The following is a 23,970-nucleotide window of genomic DNA, read 5'->3' on the forward strand; positions in this document are numbered from 1 at the left end:
CTGTGAAATTTCAACCACTACTGGCCCTGGGCCTGACGATTCTGGCTGCTTCCACCCAAGCCTTTGGCGGCGCCACGCTGGATCGCGTCGAACAAAAGAAAGAACTGGTGGGCGTATTGATGGAAAGTTATCCACCGTTCTCGTTCCTCAACGACCAGAACCAACTCGACGGTTTTGACGTTGATGTGGCCAAAGCCGTGGCCGAGAAACTGGGTGTGAAGCTGCGCCTCGAAACCCCATCCTGGGACGTGATTGCCGCTGGCCGCTGGAGCGGTCGTTACGACATCTGCATCTGCTCCATGACCCCAAGCAAGGCCCGCGCCGAAGTCTTCGATTTCCCGGTCGAGTACTACGCCTCGCCGGCGGTGATCGTGGTCAATGCCAAGGATGAACGCATCCACAACGCCAAGGACCTGAGCGGCAAGAAAGTCGGCCTCACCAGCGCCTCCAGCTACGAAAGCTACCTGAACAAAAACCTGGTGATCGAAGGCGCCGAAGACACGAAATTGCAGTACCCGTTCGAAGACGTGCAGATCGCCCCGTATGACACCGACAACGTCGCCTTCCAGGACCTGGGCCTGGGCGCCGGGGTTCGACTGGACGCGATTCTCACCAACCTGGTGACCGCGCAACCGCGCCTGAACGAAGATAAACGTTTCAAACTGGCCGGCGACCCGCTGTACTCAGAACCGAACTCGGTAGCCATTGAAAAGGGCGACGCCCAGTGGGACGGCAAAGTACGTGAAGTCTTCGCCCAGTTGAAACAGGACGGCACACTGAGCAAGCTCTCGCAAAAATGGATCGGCGCTGATATCAGTAAATGACTTCTTTCCCCAAACCTCCCCAGCCGCCGGCTGAGTCACGGCTGCAACGGATCTTCGGTTTCCGCACGCGGCTGTACTTGACCTGGGCGGCGATGCTCGGATTGTTCGCCAGTTTCTTCCTGAGCTTCGACCTGAAGTTCTCGATCATCCTCGACAAACTGCCCAACCTCGTTGGCCTGCACCTGGCGCCCAACGGCTTTCTGCAAGGCGCGGCGCTGACGTTGTTTCTGTGCCTGTGCTCAATAGTCGCCTCGTCGCTGCTGGGTTTCATCACCGCCTTGGGGCGGCTGTCGAAAAGCGCCGTGGCGTTCGGCATCGCCAGTTTCTACGCCTCGTTCTTTCGCGGCACACCATTGCTGATCCAGATTCTGCTGATCTACCTCGGCCTGCCGCAACTGGGCGTCGTACCGGGCGCCATCGCGGCCGGGATCATCGCCCTGTCGCTGAACTACGGCGCCTACCTGAGCGAAATCTTCCGCGCCGGCATCCTCGGCGTTTCCCACGGCCAACGGGAAGCGTCACTGGCCCTGGGCATGCGCGAAACCGTGATTTTCTGGCGCGTCACCCTGCCCCAAGCCATGCGCACCATCATCCCGCCGGCCACCAACCAGTTCATCTCCATGCTCAAGGACTCGTCGCTGATCTCAGTGATGGGGGTTTGGGAAGTGATGTTTTTGGCGCAATCGTATGGGCGGTCGAGCTATCGGTACATCGAGATGCTAACGGCCGCGGCGGTGATTTATTGGGTGATGTCGATTGGATTGGAGCTGGTTCAGGCAAGGATGGAGCGACACTACGGGAAGGCGTATTTGCATAACCGATGAGTTCACTTAAGACGTGGTGACACCCTAAAAACGACTCGGCTAACAACGCGAACCTTTGTTTGGCCTTCACTGGTTTGGAGGCCGCTTCATTGTCGACTCGGACGCGGTCCCTTGTAGGAGCTGGCTTGTCGGGTCGCCGCATCGCAGCGATGGTCGTTTACGATAACGCGCGTGAACTGGATAAACGCGGCGCACTTGAGTCCATCGCCGGCAAGCCGGCTCCTACAGTTTCCCGGGAATGCGTGAAGAACCAAAAAAAAGGGGAGCACATGCTCCCCCGAGGTATAAAGCGTTGTATCGAGGCTGTTAACTCAGCCTTCGATCTCGATCAGGATTTCGCCCGGGTTCACCCGGTCGCCCTTGGCCACGTGAATGGCGGTGACTTTGCCAGCGATGGCCGCCTGGACTTCGGTTTCCATCTTCATCGCTTCGGTGATCAGCACAGCCTGACCAGCCTTGACGGTGTCGCCTTCCTTGACCAGTACATCGACGATGTTGCCCGGCATGGTGGTGCTGACGTGACCTGGTGCAGAGGCTTGCTTGCGCTTGCTGCTGCCGCCGCCGACGAATTCGTTGAGCGGTTCGAACACCACTTCTTCCGGCATGCCGTCGATGGACAGGTAGAAGTGACGCTTGCCTTCAGCCTTGACGCCTACGCCGGTGATGTCGACGCGGTAGGTTTCGCCGTGAACGTCGATGACGAACTCGGTCGGCACACCTTCGCCGCCCGCCGAAGCAACCTTGCCTGCTTCCGGAATCGGCAACAGAACTTCAGGTGTCAGGGTTCCAGCCGCACGCTCTTCGAGGAACTTGCGGCCGATGTCCGGGAACATGGCGAAGGTCAGCACGTCTTCTTCGGACTTGGCCAGTGCACCGATGTCCGCGCGCAGCTTGGCCATTTCCGGCTTGAGCAAATCAGCGGGGCGAACGTCGATCACTTCTTCGCTGCCAATGGCCTGGCGACGAAGTTGTTCGTTCACGGTGCCAGGCGCCTTGCCGTAGCCGCCTTGCAGGTACAGCTTCACTTCGTTGGTGATGGTCTTGTAGCGCTCGCCGGCCAGCACGTTGAAGAACGCCTGGGTGCCGACGATCTGCGACGTCGGGGTCACCAGCGGCGGGAAGCCGAGGTCTTCGCGAACCCGCGGAATTTCGGCCAGCACTTCGCTCATGCGATTGAGTGCGCCCTGCTCTTTCAACTGGTTGGCCAGGTTGGAAATCATCCCGCCCGGTACCTGGTTGACTTGAACACGGGTGTCGACGGCGGTGAATTCGCTTTCAAACTGGTGGTACTTCTTGCGCACGGCGTAGAAGTACAGGCCGATCTCTTGCAGCAGCTCCAGGTTCAGGCCGGTGTCGAACTCGCTGCCTTTCAGGGCGGCGACCATCGACTCGGTACCCGGGTGGCTGGTGCCCCAGGCGAAGCTGGAGATCGCGGTGTCGATGTGGTCGGCGCCGTTTTCGATGGCCTTCATCTGGCACATTGCAGCCAGACCAGCGGTGTCATGAGAGTGGATGAACACGGGCAGCGATTGCTCGGCTTTCAGTGCCTTGACCAGTTCACCGGTGGCGTACGGGGTCAGCAGGCCAGCCATGTCCTTGATCGCAACCGAGTCGCAACCCATCGCTTCCATCTGCTTGGCTTGCGCCACGAACGCGTCGATGGTGTGCACCGGGCTGGTGGTGTAGGCGATGGTGCCCTGGGCGTGTTTGCCGGCGGCTTTCACCGCCTCGATGGCCACGCGCAGGTTACGCACGTCGTTCATGGCGTCGAAGATGCGGAACACGTCGATGCCGTTGACCGCGGCCTTGGCGACGAAGGCTTTGACCACGTCGTCGCTGTAGTGGCGGTAGCCCAGCAGGTTCTGGCCGCGCAACAGCATTTGCAGGCGGGTGTTAGGCAGCGCGGCGCGCAGTTGGCGCAGACGCTCCCACGGGTCTTCTTTCAGGAAACGTACGCAGGCGTCGAAGGTCGCGCCGCCCCAGCATTCCAGCGACCAGTAGCCGACTTTGTCGAGCTTGTCGCAGATCGGCAGCATGTCTTCGGTGCGCATGCGGGTCGCGAGCAACGATTGATGGGCGTCGCGCAGGATAGTGTCGGTAACGTGGATTTGCTTGCTCATTGTTCTATTCCTCACAGGCCTGCGTGGGCGGCGATGGCGGCGGCGATGGCCAGGGCCAGCTCTTCGGGTTTGCGCTTGATCGAGTAGTTGGTCAGTTCAGGGTGGCTTTCAACGAAGCTGGTATTGAACTGGCCGCTACGGAATTCCGGATTACGCAGGATTTCCTGGTAGTACGCGGCGGTGGTCTTGACCCCTTGCAGACGCATGTCGTCCAGGGCGCGCAAGCCACGGTCCATCGCCTCTTCCCAGGTCAGCGCCCACACCACCAGTTTCAGACACATGGAGTCGTAGAACGGCGGAATGGTGTAGCCGGTGTAGATCGCCGTGTCGGTACGTACGCCGGGACCGCCGGGTGCGTAGTAACGGGTGATCTTGCCAAAGCTCGGCAGGAAGTTGTTTTTCGGGTCTTCGGCGTTGATCCGGAATTGCAGGGCGAAACCACGGTGCTGGATGTCTTCCTGTTTCACCGAAAGCGGCAGGCCGGAGGCAATGCGAATCTGCTCACGGACAATGTCGATACCGGTGATTTCTTCGGTGATGGTGTGTTCCACCTGCACCCGGGTGTTCATCTCCATGAAGTACACCTCGCCCTCGGCGAGCAGAAACTCCACGGTGCCGGCGTTCTCGTAACCCACGGCCTTGGCCGCACGCACGGACAGGTCGCCGATGTAGGCGCGCTGTTCCGGGGTCAGTTGCGGGCTCGGGGCGATCTCGATCAGCTTCTGGTTGCGGCGCTGGATCGAGCAGTCACGCTCGAACAGGTGCACCACGTTGCCGAAGCTGTCGCCGAGGATCTGCGCTTCGATGTGCTTCGGGTTGACGATGCATTTTTCCAGGAACACTTCCGCGGAACCGAAAGCCTTGGTGGCTTCGGAAATGACCCGCGGGAAAGCCTGTTCGAGTTCTTCACGGCTGTTGCAGCGACGAATACCGCGACCGCCACCACCGGAAGTAGCCTTGAGCATCACTGGGTAGCCGATGCGATCGCCTTCGATCAGGGCTTCTTCGATGCCCGACACGTTGCCTTCGGTGCCCGGAGTGACCGGCACGCCAGCCTTGATCATGCTGCGACGGGCTTCGGTCTTGTCACCCATGCGGCGAATGACTTCAGCCGATGGACCAATGAATTTGATCCCGCGTTCGGCGCAGATCTCCGCCAGTTCGGCGTTTTCCGAAAGGAAGCCATAGCCCGGGTGCAGTGCATCGCAACCGGTTTCCACAGCCAGGTTCACCAGCTTGCGCGGGTTCAGGTAACCGGCCAGCGGCTCGGCACCAATGCTGTGGGCCTCGTCCGCACGCTTCACATGCAGGGCATGGCGGTCGGCGTCGGAATAGATCGCGACCGAGCGAATGCCCATTTCGGCGCAGGCACGTACGATTCGTACGGCAATCTCACCACGGTTGGCGATCAGGATCTTTGTTATCACTTGGAGTTTCCCTTGAGCCGGTGGCACCCACGACCTGCTAAACCCAGGTCGACGCGTGACCAAATGTTTCAATTTAGTCGCAGGCCCACACTAGCGCCCACAAGGGATTAACAAAAATGAATAAAAATTGGGTCATGCATAAGTAAAGACTTATAGTTGATGCTCCAGCCAGCGACGAGAGCGACCAGATAATGCGTAAGTCATTGATGCGTATGACTTTGCGGCAATTGCAAATCTTCAACGAGGTCTGTGATTTGCGCTCCTACAGCCGCGCAGCCGAAGAAATGTCGCTCACACAACCGGCCGTCAGCCTGCAGATTCGTCAACTTGAGGAGCTGATTGGCCAGCCCTTGTTCGATTACGTCGGCAAAAAACTCTACATGACCGAAGCAGCTGAAGCGTTACAGCGAGCCAGCCGGGACATTTTCGGGCGCCTGGAAAACCTCGACATGCAGTTGTCGGATATGCAGGGCTCATTGCAGGGGCAACTGAAACTGGCGATTGAATCCAGCGCCAAGTATTTCGTGCCGCATCTGTTTGCCGCCTTCAAACGCCAGCATCCGGAAGTGAACCTGCAACTGACGGTGGTCAATCGCGGCCAGGTGATCCGGCGCCTGTCGGACAACCGCGACGACCTGGTGATCATGTCCATGGTTCCGCAGGACATGGGCCTGGAATTCCTGCCGTTCCTGAACAACCCGATCGTCGCCGTGGCGCCACCGGATCACCCACTGTGTCACATGGGGCCGCTGCGCTTGCAGGACCTCGAGCCCTACACATTGCTGCTGCGTGAGCCGGGCTCCGGGACGCGGCTTGCGTGCGAAGAATACTTCAAAGAGAAGCGCGTGCACTTCAACCAGACTCAGGAAGTCTCGTCCGCAGAAGCTCAGCGAGAATGTGTGCTGGCAGGTCTGGGCGTTGCGCTGCTGACGCGTCACGCCCTGAACCTTGAGTTGGCGACCGGCGGGCTGATCGAATTGCCGGTCGAAGAACTGCCGCTATTCCGTAGCTGGTGCCTGGTGCAGGCCAAGGCAAAGCGCCTGTCACCGGTGGCTCACGCCTTCCTGGCGTTTATCCGTAGCGAACGGATTCAGATCAGCGCGCTGGTTGAGCGTTTCGACGGGAAGCTACGGGAGACGTCTGCCAGAAGTTGAGTTCCAGCTCTGGAAAATCGCCAATCTCGGCCAGAAGCTGACGGCGTTCGCAGCGATCTTCAATGGCGCGACGGAATTCCATGCGGCGCTGATCTTCTTGCTGACGACGGGTTTTGACAGCGCTGTTGCGTTCTTCGTAGGGCATGGCCATTTCGAGTCTCCCAAGGCGAGTACGGGAGTTTCAAGATAGGCGCGGGGGATGACGGTTTGGCGGCTCGATGGTTACAGACCGATGAATGTTTGTCAGGCGACACCATTCCTGTGGCGAGGGGGCTTGCCCCCGCTGGGTCGCGCAGCGGCCCGGAGTATTTTGCGCCTGCTGCGCAGTCGAACGGGGGCAAGCCCCCTCGCCACAGAGTCCGTGTCGGTCTTTAGATCAGTCGTCCAGCGCCTTCACCGACTTGGGCGACAACCGCAAGCTGCGCAGGCTGCGCTTGACGCTCTTGAGGTGGTTGACCAGGCTCGGGCCACGCGCCATGGCCACGCCCATCGCCAGCACATCGATCACCACCAGGTGGGCGATACGCGACGTCAGCGGCGTATAGATTTCAGTGTCTTCATGCACGTCGATCGCCAGATTGACCGTAGACAGCTCGGCCAATGGCGTCTGACTCGGGCACAAGGTGATCAACGAGGCGCCGCTTTCGCGCACCAGGTTGGCGGTGATCAGCAGGTCCTTGGAGCGACCCGACTGGGAAATGCAGATGGCCACGTCAGTCGGCTTCAATGTCACCGCCGACATCGCCTGCATGTGCGGGTCGGAGTACGCCGCTGCGGTGAGCAGCAAGCGGAAGAATTTGTGTTGCGCATCCGCCGCGACCGCACCCGAGGCGCCAAAGCCGTAGAATTCGACACGCTGGGCCTGGGACATCAGCGTCACCGCCCGCTGCAGTTCCAGCGGATCGAGCTTCTCGCGAACCTCCATCAGCGTATGCAGGGTGGTGTCGAAGATTTTCAGGCTGTAGTCGGCGACCGAATCGTCTTCATGGATCGCAAACTGGCCAAAACTCGCACCCGCCGCCAGGCTCTGGGCCAGCTTCAGCTTCAGGTCCTGAAAGCCGGAACAACCGATGGCACGGCAAAAACGCACGATGGTCGGTTCACTGATACCCACGCTGTGGGCCAGGTCGGCCATGGAGCTGTGCATCACGGCCGCAGGATCAAGCAGCACGTGGTCGGCGACCTTGAGCTCCGACTTGCGTAACAGGTGGCGAGACTGGGCGATGTGTTGCAGCAGATTCAAAGGGCTGGACTCTTTGTTATTGGCAGGTGCCGGGGATGTAGCACGCTTGTAGTTATACTACATGAATCGGCTTTTTGCCTCCTCAATGCGTAACTGAACTGCCTTGCTACCTCCCTATTTTGGCGAGACATACACTGTGTAGCAGTTCGCGCAGGCTATGATCGATTGCCGACCAGTCATTGCTTTATGCCCCCCTGAAGCCCCGTCAAGGCTTAATGCAGTTTTGTTAGCGGCAATTAAGAATGTACGTCGGAGTGAAGCAAAGCAGCCCGACTGCCTTAGCCGGTCCCGTAGCGAGTTTCCTCTACATCTCATTTCATTTCATTGTTCGGCCTTCAATAGCTCAACTGCTACAAGCTCTTTCAACACTAACCCGTGGGCTATAGCAAGCGTTATAGGAACGAACAAGTATTGTCTCAGAATGCAAAGTTAGAAAAAATATTGGAGCATTACTCCATCGTGTAACTAACCATCTTCACGCCACTCAAAAACAAGTAAGCCATCATATTTCAAATCTTGCTTTTTTCACAAAAAGTAGATTACAAACAGATTGGAAGCTATCAAGCCGTCCGACACAACGATCAAGGAAGATCCTAACCATGCGTGCAAATAAATTCATCGCTACTGTTTTATTATTAGAAATTTTTTTACATCAGGCTTCGTTAGCAGAAGAATACACATGGCAATTTCCCGCACAACTATTCGATCCACAAATACAGGGAAAGCACTCATCGCCGGAATCAGCTTGTAGATGGGGTTTCGACTATAATTTCCAATACTATGCATTTTATCTGCCCGCCAGGCCTCTTTCTGAGGAAGATAGGTGGTGGTATGATGATGACCTCCCAAATGATAACATTTGGATATGCCCCGTACAAAATGACCCCAAGGATGCAACCGATCAAGATCTGTATTTTGTCGAAAGAAAAGGTAGCTCTTGCCCCCCCGAAAAAGAATTTAACAATTTGACAGGGCAGTGTGAGGCCCAAGCGATAAATAATAGTTGCCCATCAAGCATCACCGGAAACCCAATAGATTTCTTAACTGGGTACAAAATCCAATCAGAAACTGATTTCGCCCCTCGTAATCATCAATCTAATCAAATTGAATTTTCAAGATTTTACAACAGCGCAAATGGCTTATGGATTCATAATTACTCCTCCCGGATTATTATAGAATCAAATCTCACTACCCTTATTCAAACCGACGGTAAAAAACTCATCTTCGAAAAAACAGGAGACACTTACACTCCAAAACAACCAGAATTTGGGGTACTAACAAAACATCAAAACAACTGGAGCTATCATTCACCCGAAAATTTTATTTATGAGTTCGATAATTTTGGTCGACTTTCAAAAATTATAAAACAGGGGATTTCGCAACTAATAAGCTACACCGAAGATGAAATAGTAGTTATCGACGCGTATGGTACATCGATACGAATATCAGAAGACAACAAAAAGCAACCCAAAAAACTCATCGCGAAAAACCTCCAAATTGACTACAAGTACAACAACTATCGACAGCTGATATCCGTGACTCGCACTTACCCTGACAACTATTACAAAAGAAAATATGTTTACGAAGACCCAAGAGACAGCAGGCTTCTAACTGCAATCATCGACGAGCGCGATATGTTATTCGCAACCTGGGCCTATGATGAGCAAGGGCGCGCCATCTCCAGTGAGCACGCCAATGGTGCAGGGAAGGTGCTGATTAGCTACAACGTAGACAGCTCAACGACCGTGACAAATGAACTAGGTAAAAAAACCAAATATTATTTTAAGTACATTTACGGTGCCAAGCGCATTACCGCTATTGAAGGCAAACCCACCCCTAGTTGTCCAAGTAGCAATTCAACTTTTACTTACGATGAGCGCGGCTTACTTGAGACACAGACAGATAACAAGGGAAATATTACGACTTACACTTACAATGATCGCAGCCTGGAGTCTTCTCGTACACAAGCCAGCGGAACACCTCAAGCGCGAACAATATCTACAGAGTGGCACCCCTCATTATTTTTACCGGTTACCGTGACAGAGCCAGGCCGGATCACACAATACACTTACGACGATTATGGAAGACAACTCACCCGTTCCGTGACACCACGCTGATTCAGAAGGATCTGATCATGAACAAATCGATATTTCGGGCCAGGCTGTTTGTGCTCGCCCTAGGCACCATTTTTTCCGCCGCACTCACGCAAGCCGCAGAGCGCAACTGGTCTTTCATCTACAACGCTGCGGGACTCATCGAATCGTCGAATGGACCCCGAACCGATGTGAACGACACCACCCACTACGAATATGATTCGAAAGGAAAGTTGGCACGCGTCATTAATGCACTCGGCCACATCACCGAGTTTTCGGATTACGACTATTTTGGTAATCCACAAACTATAGTTGACCCAAATGGGGTCGCCACAACCTTGAACTATTCGTCACAAGGTTGGGTAACATCAGTGGACACGTCCAACGGTGTCACCCGCTTCGAATACAATGCTGTAGGTGACATTATCAAGACGATCCAAGGCGATAATAGCTGGTTGACTTACACCTGGGATGACGCAAGGCGGCTAATACGTATAACTAACAGCCTTGAGGAGAAAATCGAATTTGATCTCGATCCAATGGGAAACCGCACAGCCATACGATTAAGTGATAGTGAGGGTAATCTAACCAAGCTACATCGAATGGTATATGACGAGCTCGGTCGCTTGCTGAAGTCTGTGGGAGCTGCTGGCCAAATCAGTAGCACTCGGTATGACTTGAATGATAATCCGACTTCCTCAACCAACCAAAATAATTACATACATACCGGATCCTATGACTCACTCGACCGATTTGTAAAGAATACTGACCCGCTAAGCGGAATCACCCGGTTTGAATACGACGCCCAAGATAACCTCACGCAAGTCACTGACCCGCGCGAAGTTAAAACTCGATATCAATATGATGGGCTAGGTAATCTGACGATGATAGACAGCCCTGACAGCGGAACCAGCACCTATAAATATGACACAGCTGGCAACATCATCCAAAAGACAGACGCACGCGGCGTAATCACATCTTTCACCTACGATGCCCTCAATCGTTTGACCGACCGCCGCTATCCGGCAAAACCAGAGCTGGATACTCGGTTCCACTACGACTCCATTATTACCGGCAATAAAGGTGTCGGTCGACTAACTGCTGTGGAAGATACCAACGGCACACAGAATTATGTCTATGACGCACAAGGCAACCTCACAGCCAAATTGCATGCACCACAAGAGAATAAAGCAAATCGCCTGGATAACGTGGGTTATGGGTACGATGCGGCCAATCGCCTCAATCGCATCGACTATCCGACAGGTTTTAGCGTGGTTTATCTGCGCGACTCCACCGGTCAGGTCAATCAAGTACAAATTCGGCGCGACACAGAGGAGACCGCGACCTTAGTCAGCGACATTACGTATTTACCTTTCGGTCCACTCAAGAGTCTGACCTGGAACAACGGGACTACGCTTCGACGTACTTACGATCTGGATTATCAGCTAACGGCACAATCCGTCGCTGGCTGGAGTACAACTTTTACCTATGATGCCATCGGAAGCATCACTAAGGTTAAAGATGGCTCGCTCGGTGAACTGAGTTATAGTTATGACGCGCTCGACCGCCTGACAGAAGAAGCAAATGTCACTAGAAAGCAAGCCTTTACTTATGATGCCGTAGGCAATCGAACCAAAAAAATCCTTTCTACTCTAGTCGAAGGCAACGTACAAAATAGTGCTGTCACGACCTACGAATATGGCGCCAGCAACAATCGCTTGATCAAAATAGACGAACATCTGATGGCCACCGATGATGTTGGCAACCTGATCAAAGACCACTCTGATCGCCAACTCTCATACGATGAACAAAATCGTCTAAGCACAGTGGAGATTGACGGGGTAATACTGGCTCAATTCCACTACAACGCTTTAGGTCAACGAACTCAGAAAATCACCCCGCAAGGCGTAACAACATTTCTCTATGGGCTTGGTGGTGAATTGCTGGGCGAATCACTATTTGACACCCACGGTACGAAACTTACGAGTCAGTTTTATATCTGGCTCGAAGGCTTGCCTTTGGGTGGCGTAAGCGTGAATTACGATAAGACCGGGCTGCTTTCCAATAGCACTCTGTTTTATCTTCACAGCGACCACCTCAATACGCCACGCATCGCAACAAACACCGAGCAGGATGTAGTGTGGCAGTGGGAATCCGACGCTTTTGGCATTGGAAAAGCCGGCGGTGAGCTGACCGTTAACCTCCGTTTTCCCGGTCAGTATTACGATATTGAGAGCGGGTTATACTATAACTACCGTCGTGATTATGAGCCAGAAACTGGCCGCTACATCCAAAGTGATCCTATTGGATTGAATGGCGGTCTAAACACCTATTCCTACGCAAATGGAAATCCCCTTAAGTACATTGATCCGACCGGGCAAAATGCTCTTCTGATAGCAGGTATCGAAGTTGGCGCGGCGGGTGGTACAGTTTTATGCCCTGGAGTAGGAACTGCCATTGGAGGGGCGATTGGTGCCGGCGTAGGTGCAGGTCTGAGTTGGTATCTTGGCACCAATTTATTCAATGAGTCTGGAACGGATGCTGAGAAGAAAAAACCAGTGGCGGGTCTTTCCGGAAAAGATGGGGCAAAAGATATACCCAGTTGGGCGAAAGGTGAGAGACCACTTAAAGGTGAATCTGGAAAAGATTTTGCCGATCGGCTTTTAGGAGCAAAATATGGTAAAAATGATTACGACAAGGGGCCGGCATCGGAGCATAATAAAATAAGGAAGTGGGGGGATCGTGCATTCGAGTAACCATTTAATTGTGGAGATCGCAGTATGAGCATTGTTTATATAGTCACGCACACGCATGAGCTACCAAGCGGCAATGAAGATATTAAATTTATCGGCGTCTATGACTCTCAGGAATCGGCTGAGGAAGCTGTAAAAAGAGCATGTCTTAAGGCTGGATTCTCTGAGACCCAGGATGGCTTCTTTATTGAAAGCTATCAGCTAGGCAAAGACCATTGGACAGATGGTTTTTTTACCTATATGCCAAGTAACGATATTAAAAGCAAATGAACCATGATCTATACATCGCTGAAGCAGGTAAAAAAATTTCAAACCTACCGTAAAAACTAGCGGAAGGTCTAGTATCTCATGAACACTGATGCAATTTGCAACCTAATCAATAGAGAATTAATGATGAAGGAAAGCTCTTTGGGTGCATACCATTAATTTCAAGACCAAGGCAACAAAATCAACATTGGTCGTTTTGACGCTTATATTTTTTACGGCCATTATGATCAAATATCAAAAACCGGTGGACATTGAGCGTGCCTGCAAAGAGGCCTCACCGTCGCTAGCAAACCAAATAAACAGTTGCAGTTTAGTTGATCACGCTTTGAAACATCTTAAGTCGAATGGCTATGATCCTGTTCTGATCGAAAACACTAGGCAAAGTGGCAGATTACTTAGGGCAAAATTTCATCTACAAATATTTGAAATAGACAACTACAGAATAAATGATGATCAAATTATTGGAACCGCCCAGCTTAGTTTCATTAACGGAAGATTGTCATCTATAACCTTCTTCCCTACATCAACAGACTCGATATTCAACCTGTATCCAGAAAACTCGTCGAAAGCGATAACAGTCAGGCACGCAACCAATTACCAGGGAAAGAGATATATTTCATGGCCAAACAATTACCTAGAAGCTTATATTACATGGTGGATATCAAGATATCCATAGCTCTGTAATCGATCAACACAATCTTACAAGATCGCTCTAACTTATTATTCACAATCCAGTCAGGCTTGGTAAATTGATTGCGCAGGAAGCAACTAACTTAACTATGACCATTACAACCAAAGACTGGACCGCACAAATTGACCGCATGCCCGGCGCGGCTTCTTTCCGCACATTTGGCACGGTAACCGTTAACAACTCTGGCATTACGCCGAGGCTGGTAATGAGCGAGATACAGGACAAGTCTTTTGATTTGCGACTCGACCTGGAACTTGAAACAACCCACGAAATTGCATTGCAAGTCCTGACAGACAAGTTCGTCGAATATAAAAAAATGGGGCCATCCAGCGTCACCGGTGTCAGTATCTTTTTCGAAGGAAAGTTACTGCACCATATTGATAAAGTACTGATCACCGATTAAAGAACTACCTGCTGCAAACTTCTCGTCAGACCGCCATGGTCTGACGGGAAGCCATTTCGGTCAATCCACACCATTCTCTCGCAGCAGAACAGCCAGGAACCGCGCCTCGACCGGCCGACTGATCAGATAACCTTGCACCTCATCGCAGCGCTCAGCCTTGAGAAACTCAAGCTGCTCCTGGTGTTCCACCCCTTCCGCGACGACCTTCAGCGACAAGCCATGGGCCATGGCAATGATCGCCCGGGTGATCGCGGCATCTTCGGTGCCCTCGCCCAATCCGCGGATAAACGCCTGGTCGATCTTCACGTAGTCCACCGGAATGCGTTTGAGGTAGCTCAAAGACGAATACCCGGTGCCAAAATCATCGATCGCCAGTTTCACCCCGAGATCACGCAACTGCTGGAAAGTCGCGATGATGTGTTCCACGCTGTCCAGCAACTGACTTTCGGTTAGCTCCAGCTCCAGGTAGCGTGGCTCCAGCCCGGTTTCTTCCAGCACTTGACGCACCAGGCTGACGAGTTTGCCCTGGCGCAATTGATGCACCGACAGATTGACCGACACCCGAATCGCTTCAAGCCCCTGCCGTTGCCACTCACAGGCTTGCCAGCAGGCCTGACGCAGCACGAACTCACCGATCGGGCCGATCAATCCGGTTTCTTCAGCCAGACCGATGAAGTCCCCCGGCGGCACGCGCCCCATGGTCGGATGATCCCAGCGCACCAGCGCCTCGGCAGCATTCAGCTTGCCGGTGGCGAGGCACAGCTTGGGTTGGTAGAACACCTTCAACTGCTTCTCTTCGATGGCTTTACGCAGTTGGTTTTCCAGTTGCAAACGTTCCAGTGTGCTGGCTTGCAGGCTGTCGGTGTAGAACTGGAAGTTGTTGCCACCCAAATGTTTGGCGTGCTGCATGGCCATGTTCGATTGACTGACCAACGCGGAAATTTCCCGCGCGCTCTCCGGCAACAAGCTGATCCCCATCGATGCACTGACCACCAGCTCATGCCCGTCAATGGTCACCGGCAAACGCAACTTGCTCGCCAGACGAGTCGCCACCCGGGCCAGGCTGGAAAGGTTGCCGTAGGAGTTGAACAGCACGGCAAACTCATCACCGGAAAGGCGCGCGATGGTGTCTGCTTCAGGCAATGCATTGACCAGTCGCCGGGCCATTTTCTGCAACAACTGGTCGGCGACTTCATGCCCCAGGCTGTCGTTGAGTTGCTTGAACCGATCGAGATTGATGTGCAGCAACGCCAGGCTACGATACCCGCCCTGTCGCACTCGCTGATGAGCCTCGCTGAGACGTTCGCGAAACATCGCGCGGTTGGCCAGGCCGGTAAGCTCGTCGTAATGGGTCAGATAACGCATGCGCTCTTCGGACTCTCGACGAGCGGAGAGATCAGCGAAGAAGCCCACAATATGGCTCACATTTCCCCGCGTATCGCGCACAGCATTCAGTTGCAGCCATTGCGGATACATCTCGCCGTTCTTGCGGGTTTCCACCAATTCGCCCTGCCAACTGCCTTCCTGCTCCAGCGCCTGATGTATGGCGGCGTAATGCCGACGCGCATCACGACTGCATGGCAGCTCAACGACATTGCGCCCAATCATGTCCTCGATGTCATAACCGGTCACCCGACTGAAGGCTTGATTGATCGCGATCAGGGCGTAGTTCGGATCGAAAATCACGATCCCCTCGCTGGCCGCCTCGAACACGGTCGCCGCCAGTTGCCGCTGCTCTTCCAGACCTTTGCTGACACTGATGTCGCGACGAGTACCAACCATGCGAATCACCCTGCCGTTTTCGGCACGCTCGACCGCCCTCCCGCGGTCCTCGATCCAGACCCAGTGGCCGTCGCCATGGCGCACGCGATACTCGATTTGATAGTCCTCGGTACGGCCCTTCAAATGCTCGACCAGCGCCCTTTTCAGCGCAGGAAGATCCTCGGGGTGAAGACGCGGCTTGAGGTGGCGCAGTAGCGCCGTGACCTGCTCCGGCTCCAGACCGAACAATTCCTGAATCTGCGTGTGATGGACTTCGTCGGTTTGCAGATTCCAGTCCCACAACCCCAGCTCGCTGGCCTTCAATGCCAGCGCCAGGCGTGCCTCGCTCTTGCTCAGCGCCTGGTTGGCGGCGTCCAGTTCCAGGCTGCGTTGAGCAACGCGGTTTTCCAGGTCGACCTGTATCTCTCGCAATTCGTTGTCGGCGCGTCGGCGCTGTTCAATCTCCTTGGCCAGCTTTTGATTGAGCTGATCACTGCAGTTTTGCGCCTGTTGCAGATGCTCGATCAGTGCCTGATTCTGAAAGCGGCGCATCAAGCCCCGATCGATCAATCGATTGACCTGCCAGGCAACCACGCTCAATGCACCGAGCAGGATCAGCCCGAACCAGCCCCAACCCTGCTGCTGTTCGTCCTCCCCAAAAAACATATAGGCGATGGCCGGCAACAGGCAGGGCAAGGTGAAAGACAGAAAGGCCGGCAAACTGACCGCATAAGCCACGCTGGCTGAGAGCGCAGCAGCACCGATGAGACCGAAGACCCAGGCTTGCTGAATGAAGTTGTCGGCGGGAACCAGGGCGATGCCGGCACCGGCAAGGGTCAGACCGGTGAGGCCGGAGCCCAGCCAAAACATCCGTCGCCAAATGGGGTGGGCCTGACGATTGGGAATGGCCGAATCGAAGGCTGCGACCTGAATCACCCGCAATGCCACCAAAGACAACAACCACACCAGCCAGACACTGACCAGGAAATAGCGCTGCGGGCTCCAGAGCAAACCGGCACAGACCAGGCCATTGATCAGCATGAACAACGTGGGCAGCAGCGAGCCTTGATACAGCAGGCGCGTGCGTTCGACCGCCATTTCCATGGCGTACTGTTTACGGATCACCCGGGGCTCCACAGTGGGGCCCGACAGGTCGAAGCTGAGGGTCATAGGCGATGTTCTTGTTCTTATAATGATGAGCATGTGCCCGAAACTGCTCGGAGCATACACAAGCAATTGCCCGGACCAAACTGCTGCTGATCAATAAATCGCCAAATTTTTCAGCCGCCGACGCCACTGAAAATGCTGAAGGCAAGCTCCGCCAACGCCTGCAGCCGATGACTGACCGGTCGTCCTTCGCATAACTTTCATCGGTTAAAGCGAAGCGGGGTTTGCCCGGTGTGTCGCGGCCCCCTAGAATGCCCCGATGCGCGATGATCTCTCCCTTCTGCTGAACTCTCTCAACGATGCCCAACGCCAGGCCGTAGCGGCCCCCGTGGGTCGTCAGTTGGTCCTGGCCGGTGCTGGTTCCGGTAAAACCCGAGTGCTGGTGCACCGTATCGCCTGGCTGATCCAGGTCGAAAACGCCTCGCCCCACTCCATCCTGTCGGTGACTTTCACCAACAAGGCAGCTGCCGAGATGCGCCAGCGCATCGAGCAGTTGATGGGTATCAACCCGGCCGGCATGTGGGTCGGCACATTCCACGGCCTGGCGCACCGCTTGTTGCGGGCGCACTGGCAGGAAGCGGGCTTAAGCCAGACCTTCCAGATTCTCGACAGCGATGACCAGCAACGGCTGGTCAAGCGGGTGATCCGCGAGCTCGGCCTGGACGAACAGCGCTGGCCGGCCCGTCAGGCCCAATGGTTCATCAATGGCCAGAAAGACGAAGGCCTGCGTCCACAACACATTCAAGCCAGTGGTGACCTGTTCCTGGCGACCATGCGCGGCATCTATGAGGCCTACGAGGCCGCCTGCTTGCGCGCCGGCGTCATCGACTTCTCCGAATTGCTGTTGCGCGCCCTCGATTTGTGGCGCGATCACCCGGGCCTGCTTGCTCACTATCAAAAACGCTTCCGGCACATCCTGGTGGACGAGTTCCAGGACACCAACGCCGTGCAATACGCCTGGCTGCGCCTGCTGGCCAAGGGCGGTGACAGCCTGATGGTGGTGGGCGACGATGACCAGTCGATCTACGGCTGGCGTGGCGCGAAAATCGAGAATATCTACCAGTATTCCGAAGACTTCCCGGACGCCGAAACCATTCGCCTGGAGCAAAACTATCGCTCTACCGCCGGCATCCTCAAGGCTGCCAATGCCTTGATCGCCAACAACACCGGGCGCCTGGGCAAAGAGCTGTGGACAGACGGCGGCGACGGCGAAGCGATCAACCTGTACGCCGCTTTCAACGAACACGACGAAGCACGCTACGTGGTGGAAACCATCGAAAGTGCGCTGAAAACCGGCTTGTCTCGCAGCGATATCGCGATTTTGTATCGCTCCAACGCCCAATCGCGGGTACTGGAAGAAGCCTTGCTGCGCGAGCGCATTCCATACCGTATCTATGGCGGCCAGCGCTTCTTCGAACGCGCCGAAATCAAAAATGCCATGGCTTACCTGCGGTTGCTCGAAGGCCGTGGTAACGATGCCGCGCTTGAACGGGTCATCAACGTACCGGCCCGTGGCATCGGCGAGAAAACCGTCGAAGCGATCCGCGACCATGCGCGCCACAGCGATGTGTCGATGTGGGAAGCGATGCGCCAACTGGTGGCCAACAAAGGCCTGACCGGTCGTGCGGCCGGCGCCTTGGGCGCGTTTATCGAGCTGATCGAGAATCTCGCCGCCAAGTGCATGGAAATGCCGCTGCACCTGATGACCCAGACCGTCATCGAGCAGTCGGGGCTGATCGCCTATCACGAAGCGGAAAAAGGCGAGAAAGGCCAGGCCCGGGTAGAAAACCTTGAGGAACTGGTCAGCGCTGCGCGCAACTTCGAAAACAGCGAAGAAGACGAGGACCTGACGCCCTTGGCAGCGTTCCTCGGTCACGCGTCGCTGGAAGCCGGCGATACCCAGGCCGACGAGCACGAAGACAGCATCCAACTGATGACCCTGCACAGCGCCAAAGGCCTGGAGTTCCCTTACGTGTTCCTGGTGGGCATGGAGGAAGGACTGTTCCCGCACAAGATGAGCCTGGAAGAACCTGGCCGCCTTGAGGAAGAACGTCGTCTGGCCTACGTCGGCATCACCCGGGCCATGCAAAACCTGGTGATGACCTATGCCGAAACCCGGCGCCTGTATGGCAGCGAGACCTACAACAAGGTGTCGCGTTTCGTACGCGAAGTGCCCAAAGGCCTGATTCAGGAAGTACGGTTGTCCAACAGCGTCAGCCGTCCGTTTGGTGGCAACCAGTCGATGAGTGGCAGCAGCCTGTTCAGCGGCAGCGAAATTCCACAGACCGGTTTCAGCCTCGGCCAGACTGTCCGCCACTCGGTGTTCGGCGATGGCGTGATCCTCAACTTCGAAGGCGCCGGGGCCCAGGCCCGGGTGCAGGTGAACTTCAGCGAAGGCAGCAAATGGTTGATGCTGGGGTATGCGAAACTGGAAGCAATCTAGCTTTTCTGTAGGAGCGAGCTTGCTCGCGATGGTCGTCAACGATAACGCGGCAAGCCTGGCACCGCGCCGCGTTCTCGGGCTCATCGCGGGCAAGCCCGCTCCCACAGGTTGATCTGACCGAAGGAGCCATGAGATGGGCTCAGGCTTTTTTTCCTCCTGGACATTCTGGGCCCTGCTATCGGCGGCATTCGCGGCAATGACCGCCATTTTCGCCAAAGTCGGCATCGAAAACGTCAACGCCGACTTCGCCACCCTGCTACGCACAATAGTGGTATTGGTCAGCCTGGCCTTGATTTTGTACGCCACGGGCCAATATCAGTCATTAGGATCGATCTCTGCGAAGAGCTACCTGTTCTTGCTGTTGTCGGGCCTGGCCACCGGTGCATCGTGGATCTGCTATTTCCGCGCACTCAAGGTCGGTCCGGCGTCACTGGTTGCCCCAGTAGACAAACTCAGCGTGGTGCTGGTGGCTGTTCTTGGCGTTGTCCTGCTGGGTGAAAAACTCGACCTGCGTCAATGGGGCGGAATCGGCCTGATCACGGCCGGGGTAGTCATGCTGTCCCTGCGACGCTAGGCGACCGTCCTACAGACCCTGTCCACTCATCTGACATATCAAAGTCAAAAGGCCCTATTGCACTGACTGAAGCTGAACACGACCTGTCAGGCAAAAGCCCGAAACACTCTGCCGCTAGCCAGTAACACTTCAGCTGTGCAACATGGCGCGCGTGCCTTCCACAAATGGGAATTCCCTTTATGAAACGTTTTCTTAGCATCGCCATGGCGTTGTGCATTGGCCTGACGATGAGTCTCGACGTCAATGCCGCCAAGCGCTTCGGTGGTGGCAAAAGCGCCGGCGCTGCGCCGACGCACCAGACCAGCCAGATGGCTCCTTCTTCCCCAGGCATGGGCGGCGCCGCGGCGACCGCTGGTGCTGCCGGTGCCGCTGGCGCCGCCGCCAAGGCCGGTGGCGCTTCGCGCTGGCTCGGCCCTCTGGCCGGTATCGCCGCCGGTGGCCTGCTGGCATCCATGTTCATGGGTGATGGCTTCCAGGGCATGCAGATCTTCGACATCCTGATCATGGCCGTCATTGCGTTCCTGGTCTTCCGCTTTATCGCCGCCCGTCGTCGCAAGCAGCAGGAGCACTACGCTCCAGCCGGCCACGCGCCGATGCAACGCGAGGCGTTTGAACAAAAGCCTGCCGGCGGTTCGATCTTCGGTGGTTCGGCAGCGCCTGTTGCCGCTCGTCCAGTGATCAACGCTCCAGCCTGGTTCAACGAAAGAAACTTCGTCGAAGCGGCGCGCAATCACTTCCAGTCCCTGCAACAGCACTGGGACGCCAACGAAATGGACAAGATCGCCGAGTTCGTGACCCCGCAAATGCTGGAGTTCCTCAAGCGTGAGCGTGCCGACCTGGGCGATGGTTTCCAGTCCACCTACATTGATAACCTCAATGTACAACTGGACGGCGTGGACGATCGCGCCGACAAGACCATCGCCACCCTGACCTTCACCGGCCTGTCGAAAACCTCGCGTTTCGACCAGGGCGAAGTCTTCAGCGAAAGCTGGAACATGGAACGTGCACAGGGCGAAAACCAGCCTTGGCTGGTGGCAGGTATCCGCCAGAACGGCTGATTACTCCCCACGTTTCACTTGCTGCAATAAAAACCCCGGCCTCGGCCGGGGTTTTCTATTTCGCGGTTGCATCTATAGCGAGCTACTGTATAAACCGCCCCATATAAACCGCGCCATACAAGCAAGAGGATCCCGGACGTGGAAGAAATCATCGAACAACTGCGTGAAGCCAACGAACCGGTACCGGTCCCCTTGGAATTGCCTGACGAAGATCTGCTGGTAGAAATCGAAGAGCAACTGTTCATCGACATTCCGTTTGTCTTCAGAGAGTTTCTGCTGACCGTCAGCGACGTGGTCTACGGTAGCCTGGAACCGGTCACAGTGACTGACCCGCAATCCCACACCTACCTGCCCGACGTTGCCGCCAACGCCTGGGATGCCGGCGTCGATCGTAGCCTGATCCCGATTTGCCAGGACGGTGACGACTACTATTGCGTCGAAGAGGACGGCACCGTAGTGCTTTGGCAGGCCGAAGAAGAGCTGATCGCCGAAGAAACCTGGGAGTCGGTATGGCACTGGGCACGCGACGTCTGGCTGGAAAGTTGATCCAGTCAACGCCGCAGGGTGGTCAATGCCCGGACGACTCCTTGTGATTGTCGAGGGTTTCCAGCAACGCCACCTGCATCCGCGTATGTACACGAATGAACCAGCGCCATAGCAGAGCCGCCACGGCGGCCGCGACCACGGCGATCAATACCAGCAACTTGTTGGTCGGCAGAATACTGGCCGACAAGGCTGCCAACAGCAAAAAGATCACCAGCAGCGACAGGATCGGAATCACTTCGGCGATTACCCGGCGCACTCGCTGTGTGTGACGCCCGGCCATCTCTGGCTTGACGCCCATTTCCGCCAGCAACATCGACAGTGCTTTGAGCTTGCGGTACGCCGCAATCAAAAAAGGCAGCGACAACAACAGCGCCCCACCCCAGATCAATGCCTTCTGCCAGCTCGGATCGCTGATCCAGCCTTGCAAGTAAGCTGACATGCGTTCGGCGAAGAACGCGCCCGAGAAGAAGATCGCGATCACCAACGCCAGGTTGACCCCAACCTGCAGCAAAATCCTTCTAATCATCGAAGCCAGCAACGCCCCCTCCCCCTGAGGCTGGATGCTGCGCAGCCATTCACCGTACATCCCCAACACTCGCCCCAGACGTTCTGGCATGACGCCCGCGAGCTTGATCGACAATGGATCAGCCGCGCGAATCAGATAAGGCGTCAGCAAGGTCGTGATCACCGATACCGCCACAGCCACGGGGTACAAAAAGTTACTGGTGACCTGCAACGTCATGCCCAGTGCCGCGATGATGAAAGAAAATTCGCCAATCTGTGAAAGACCCATCCCGACCCGCAGCGAGGTACGTCCGTCATTACCGGCGATAAACGCCCCCAGGCCGCAAGACAGCATCTTGCCGAGCACCACGGCTACTGTGATTACGGCGATTGGCCAGGCGTACTGAAGCAGGATCGCCGGATCAAGCATCAACCCGATGGCCACAAAGAAAATCGCACTGAACAGATCGCGAACCGGTTCAATCAAGCGCTCGATTTTCAGCAGTTGCCGGGATTCAGCCATGATCGCACCGATCAGGAACGCCCCGAGGACCATGCTGTATTCAAGCTTGACCACCAGCAGGCAGAAGCCGAAGCACAGGCCCAGCACGGTAATCAGCAGCATTTCGTTGCTGTCGAATCTGGCCACGTAGGCCAGCAACCGCGGCACCATCAGAATGCCGACAACCAATGCGACGATCATGAACAGCGACAGTTTGCCCACGGTAGAAAACACTTCGCCGGAACTGACCGTACCGCTGACGGCGATGCTGGACAGTAGCGCGATGATGCCGATACCCAGAATGTCTTCAACGATCAGCACACCGAATATCAGCTGTGCAAATCGCTCGTTCTTCAACTTCAGATCGTTGAGTGCCTTGACGATAATGGTGGTCGAGGAAATCGCCAGGATCGCACCGAGGAACAGTGAATCCATGGTGTTCCAGTCGAACCAGCGACCAATTTCGTAGCCGATCCAGATCATCAGCACGATTTCCAGGAACGCCGCGATGAATGCCGTGGCCCCCACCTTGAACAACTTGCGCAGGCTGAACTCCAGGCCGAGGCAGAACATCAGGAAAATCACCCCGAGTTCAGCCAGGGTCTTGATGGTTTCTTCGTCATGGATCAGGCCGAATGGCGGGGTGTGCGGGCCAATGATGAAACCGGCGACGATGTAGCCCAGCACCACCGGTTGTTTCAGGCGATGGAAAACCACGGTTACCACGCCTGCGATCAACATGATCACTGCCAGATCCTGAATGAAACTGATGGCATGCATGGCGAGCCGCTCCCTGATTAACGTTGCTCGATTCTCAGACTCAGGAATGGACTGATCGAGTCGAGTAAAAATCTGCTTTGCGCGTAGGAAATGCCCTTATGACGGGGCTTTTTGCAGGGTAACACCGCGACTTCTGGCAGAAAGGCGGTGCAATATATGGAAACAGATCGATCCGGCGTGACGGCGACTCTGCACCCGGCGTCCCGATAACTGTTGGTTTGAAAAAAACCGCCGAGGCACCCGCAGAGGTGCATCCCTCAAACCTGGCCTTGACCCGTGAGAATGCTATGGAACCCGGAAACGCCCAGCTGTCGATGACGGTATTGATGACCCCTGACATGGCCAACTTCTCTGGCAATGTTCACGGCGGCACCCTGCTCAAATACCTCGACGAAGTGGCCTACGCCTGCGCCAGCCGTTATGCCGGCCGCTATGTGGTGACCCTGTCGGTAGACCAGGTTATTTTCCGCGAGCCGATCCATGTCGGCGAACTGGTGACCTTTCTCGCCTCGGTGAACTACACCGGCAACACCTCCATGGAGGTGGGCATCAAAGTGGTGACCGAGAACATTCGCGAACGCTCGGTGCGCCACACCAACAGTTGCTTCTTCACCATGGTTGCGGTGGATGACCAACGTAAGCCTGCCCAGGTACCGCCGCTGCAACCGGACAATAGCGAGAGCAAGCGCCGCTTTATCCAGGCTCAGCAGCGTCGGCAGATTCGTCAGGAACTGGAAAAGCGTTACCAGGAGATCAAGGGCGACGCCTGAGTTGTTCAGGCAAGCTGATGGTGTTCTCTAGAAAGCCTTCGTCGGAACGCCGCCCGGAGCAGGCCC

18 protein-coding genes are annotated in these 23,970 nt (G+C 55.4%); 12 read left to right on the forward strand and 6 right to left on the reverse strand.

Annotated features, from left to right (window positions below):
* Positions 1-2 precede the first annotated feature (2 nt).
* Both B0D71_RS18125 and B0D71_RS18130 read left to right on the forward strand, forming a co-directional pair.
* Entirely contained in the window at positions 3-824 is an 822-nt protein-coding gene (locus B0D71_RS18125; protein ID WP_103395982.1) for an ABC transporter substrate-binding protein, read from the forward strand.
* The gene (locus B0D71_RS18130; protein WP_103395983.1) at positions 821-1,648 is read left to right on the forward strand and encodes an amino acid ABC transporter permease; all 828 of its coding nucleotides are present in this window, start codon (positions 821-823) and stop codon (positions 1,646-1,648) included. Before B0D71_RS18125 ends, B0D71_RS18130 begins: the two co-directional genes overlap by 4 nt.
* Before the next feature lie 311 nt (positions 1,649-1,959).
* Here B0D71_RS18130 and oadA read toward each other — a convergent pair whose 3' ends face one another.
* Together oadA and B0D71_RS18140 are read right to left on the reverse strand one after the other, a co-directional pair.
* Positions 1,960-3,768, reverse strand: coding sequence for a sodium-extruding oxaloacetate decarboxylase subunit alpha (gene oadA / locus B0D71_RS18135; RefSeq protein ID WP_103395984.1), 1,809 nt, complete (start codon positions 3,766-3,768; stop codon positions 1,960-1,962).
* Between the two features lie 11 nt (positions 3,769-3,779).
* Positions 3,780-5,195, reverse strand: a complete 1,416-nt coding sequence (locus tag B0D71_RS18140) for an acetyl-CoA carboxylase biotin carboxylase subunit (protein ID WP_103395985.1) — start codon at positions 5,193-5,195, stop codon at positions 3,780-3,782.
* 191 nt (positions 5,196-5,386) lie between these two features.
* On the opposite strand from B0D71_RS18140, the gene B0D71_RS18145 reads away from it, so the two are divergent.
* Complete coding sequence (locus tag B0D71_RS18145) at positions 5,387-6,349, forward strand: LysR family transcriptional regulator (protein ID WP_103395986.1); 963 nt, start codon at positions 5,387-5,389, stop codon at positions 6,347-6,349.
* Here B0D71_RS18145 and B0D71_RS18150 read toward each other — a convergent pair.
* Positions 6,291-6,500 carry a PA3496 family putative envelope integrity protein gene (locus tag B0D71_RS18150; RefSeq protein ID WP_085723603.1) on the reverse strand — a complete coding sequence of 70 codons (210 nt, stop codon included), beginning with the start codon at positions 6,498-6,500 and terminating at the stop codon, positions 6,291-6,293. The two genes, B0D71_RS18145 and B0D71_RS18150, sit on opposite strands and share 59 nt — an antisense overlap.
* 225 nt (positions 6,501-6,725) lie before the next feature.
* Entirely contained in the window at positions 6,726-7,592 is an 867-nt protein-coding gene (hexR, locus tag B0D71_RS18155; RefSeq protein ID WP_007954250.1) for a transcriptional regulator HexR, read from the reverse strand.
* A 599-nt stretch (positions 7,593-8,191) separates the two neighbouring features.
* Here hexR and B0D71_RS31130 point away from each other — a divergent pair.
* The 4 genes from B0D71_RS31130 (at position 8,192) to B0D71_RS18170 (ending at position 13,799) form a co-directional block, all read left to right on the forward strand.
* Positions 8,192-9,709: a DUF6531 domain-containing protein gene (locus B0D71_RS31130; protein WP_108724265.1), complete on the forward strand. Its 1,518-nt coding sequence runs from the start codon at positions 8,192-8,194 to the stop codon at positions 9,707-9,709.
* Between the two features lie 17 nt (positions 9,710-9,726).
* Complete coding sequence (locus tag B0D71_RS18160) at positions 9,727-12,441, forward strand: RHS repeat-associated core domain-containing protein (protein WP_103395987.1); 2,715 nt, start codon at positions 9,727-9,729, stop codon at positions 12,439-12,441.
* 24 nt (positions 12,442-12,465) lie between these two features.
* Positions 12,466-12,708: a DUF7336 domain-containing protein gene (locus tag B0D71_RS18165; RefSeq protein WP_103395988.1), complete on the forward strand. Its 243-nt coding sequence runs from the start codon at positions 12,466-12,468 to the stop codon at positions 12,706-12,708.
* A 776-nt stretch (positions 12,709-13,484) separates the two neighbouring features.
* A complete protein-coding gene (locus B0D71_RS18170; protein WP_103395989.1) occupies positions 13,485-13,799 on the forward strand; it encodes a hypothetical protein in 315 nt (104 codons plus the stop codon).
* Between the two features lie 60 nt (positions 13,800-13,859).
* Here the strand turns inward: B0D71_RS18170 and B0D71_RS18175 are convergent, their stop codons facing one another.
* Positions 13,860-16,730 (reverse strand): EAL domain-containing protein, encoded by a 2,871-nt coding sequence (locus B0D71_RS18175; RefSeq protein ID WP_103395990.1) that lies wholly within the window; start codon positions 16,728-16,730, stop codon positions 13,860-13,862.
* Between the two features lie 256 nt (positions 16,731-16,986).
* Here B0D71_RS18175 and uvrD point away from each other — a divergent pair, with 256 nt between their 5' ends.
* The 4 genes from uvrD to B0D71_RS18195 all read left to right on the forward strand — a co-directional run bounded on the left by uvrD (position 16,987) and on the right by B0D71_RS18195 (position 21,348).
* Positions 16,987-19,170 (forward strand): DNA helicase II, encoded by a 2,184-nt coding sequence (gene uvrD, locus B0D71_RS18180; RefSeq protein WP_103395991.1) that lies wholly within the window; start codon positions 16,987-16,989, stop codon positions 19,168-19,170.
* Positions 19,171-19,303: 133 nt separating this feature from the next.
* Positions 19,304-19,744: an EamA family transporter gene (locus tag B0D71_RS18185; protein WP_103395992.1), complete on the forward strand. Its 441-nt coding sequence runs from the start codon at positions 19,304-19,306 to the stop codon at positions 19,742-19,744.
* A gap of 179 nt (positions 19,745-19,923) precedes the next feature.
* Positions 19,924-20,802, forward strand: a complete 879-nt coding sequence (locus tag B0D71_RS18190) for a Tim44 domain-containing protein (protein ID WP_103395993.1) — start codon at positions 19,924-19,926, stop codon at positions 20,800-20,802.
* Between the two features lie 138 nt (positions 20,803-20,940).
* Entirely contained in the window at positions 20,941-21,348 is a 408-nt protein-coding gene (locus B0D71_RS18195) for an SMI1/KNR4 family protein (protein ID WP_003187120.1), read from the forward strand.
* A gap of 22 nt (positions 21,349-21,370) precedes the next feature.
* Here B0D71_RS18195 and B0D71_RS18200 read toward each other — a convergent pair whose 3' ends face one another.
* Positions 21,371-23,134 carry a cation:proton antiporter gene (locus B0D71_RS18200; protein WP_103395994.1) on the reverse strand — a complete coding sequence of 588 codons (1,764 nt, stop codon included), beginning with the start codon at positions 23,132-23,134 and terminating at the stop codon, positions 21,371-21,373.
* Between the two features lie 287 nt (positions 23,135-23,421).
* Here B0D71_RS18200 and B0D71_RS18205 point away from each other — a divergent pair, with 287 nt between their 5' ends.
* The gene (locus B0D71_RS18205) at positions 23,422-23,904 is read left to right on the forward strand and encodes an acyl-CoA thioesterase (protein ID WP_007971685.1); all 483 of its coding nucleotides are present in this window, start codon (positions 23,422-23,424) and stop codon (positions 23,902-23,904) included.
* Positions 23,905-23,970 lie beyond the last annotated feature (66 nt).

Source organism: Pseudomonas laurylsulfativorans, assembly GCF_002906155.1.
GTDB classification, from domain to species: domain Bacteria; phylum Pseudomonadota; class Gammaproteobacteria; order Pseudomonadales; family Pseudomonadaceae; genus Aquipseudomonas; species Aquipseudomonas laurylsulfativorans.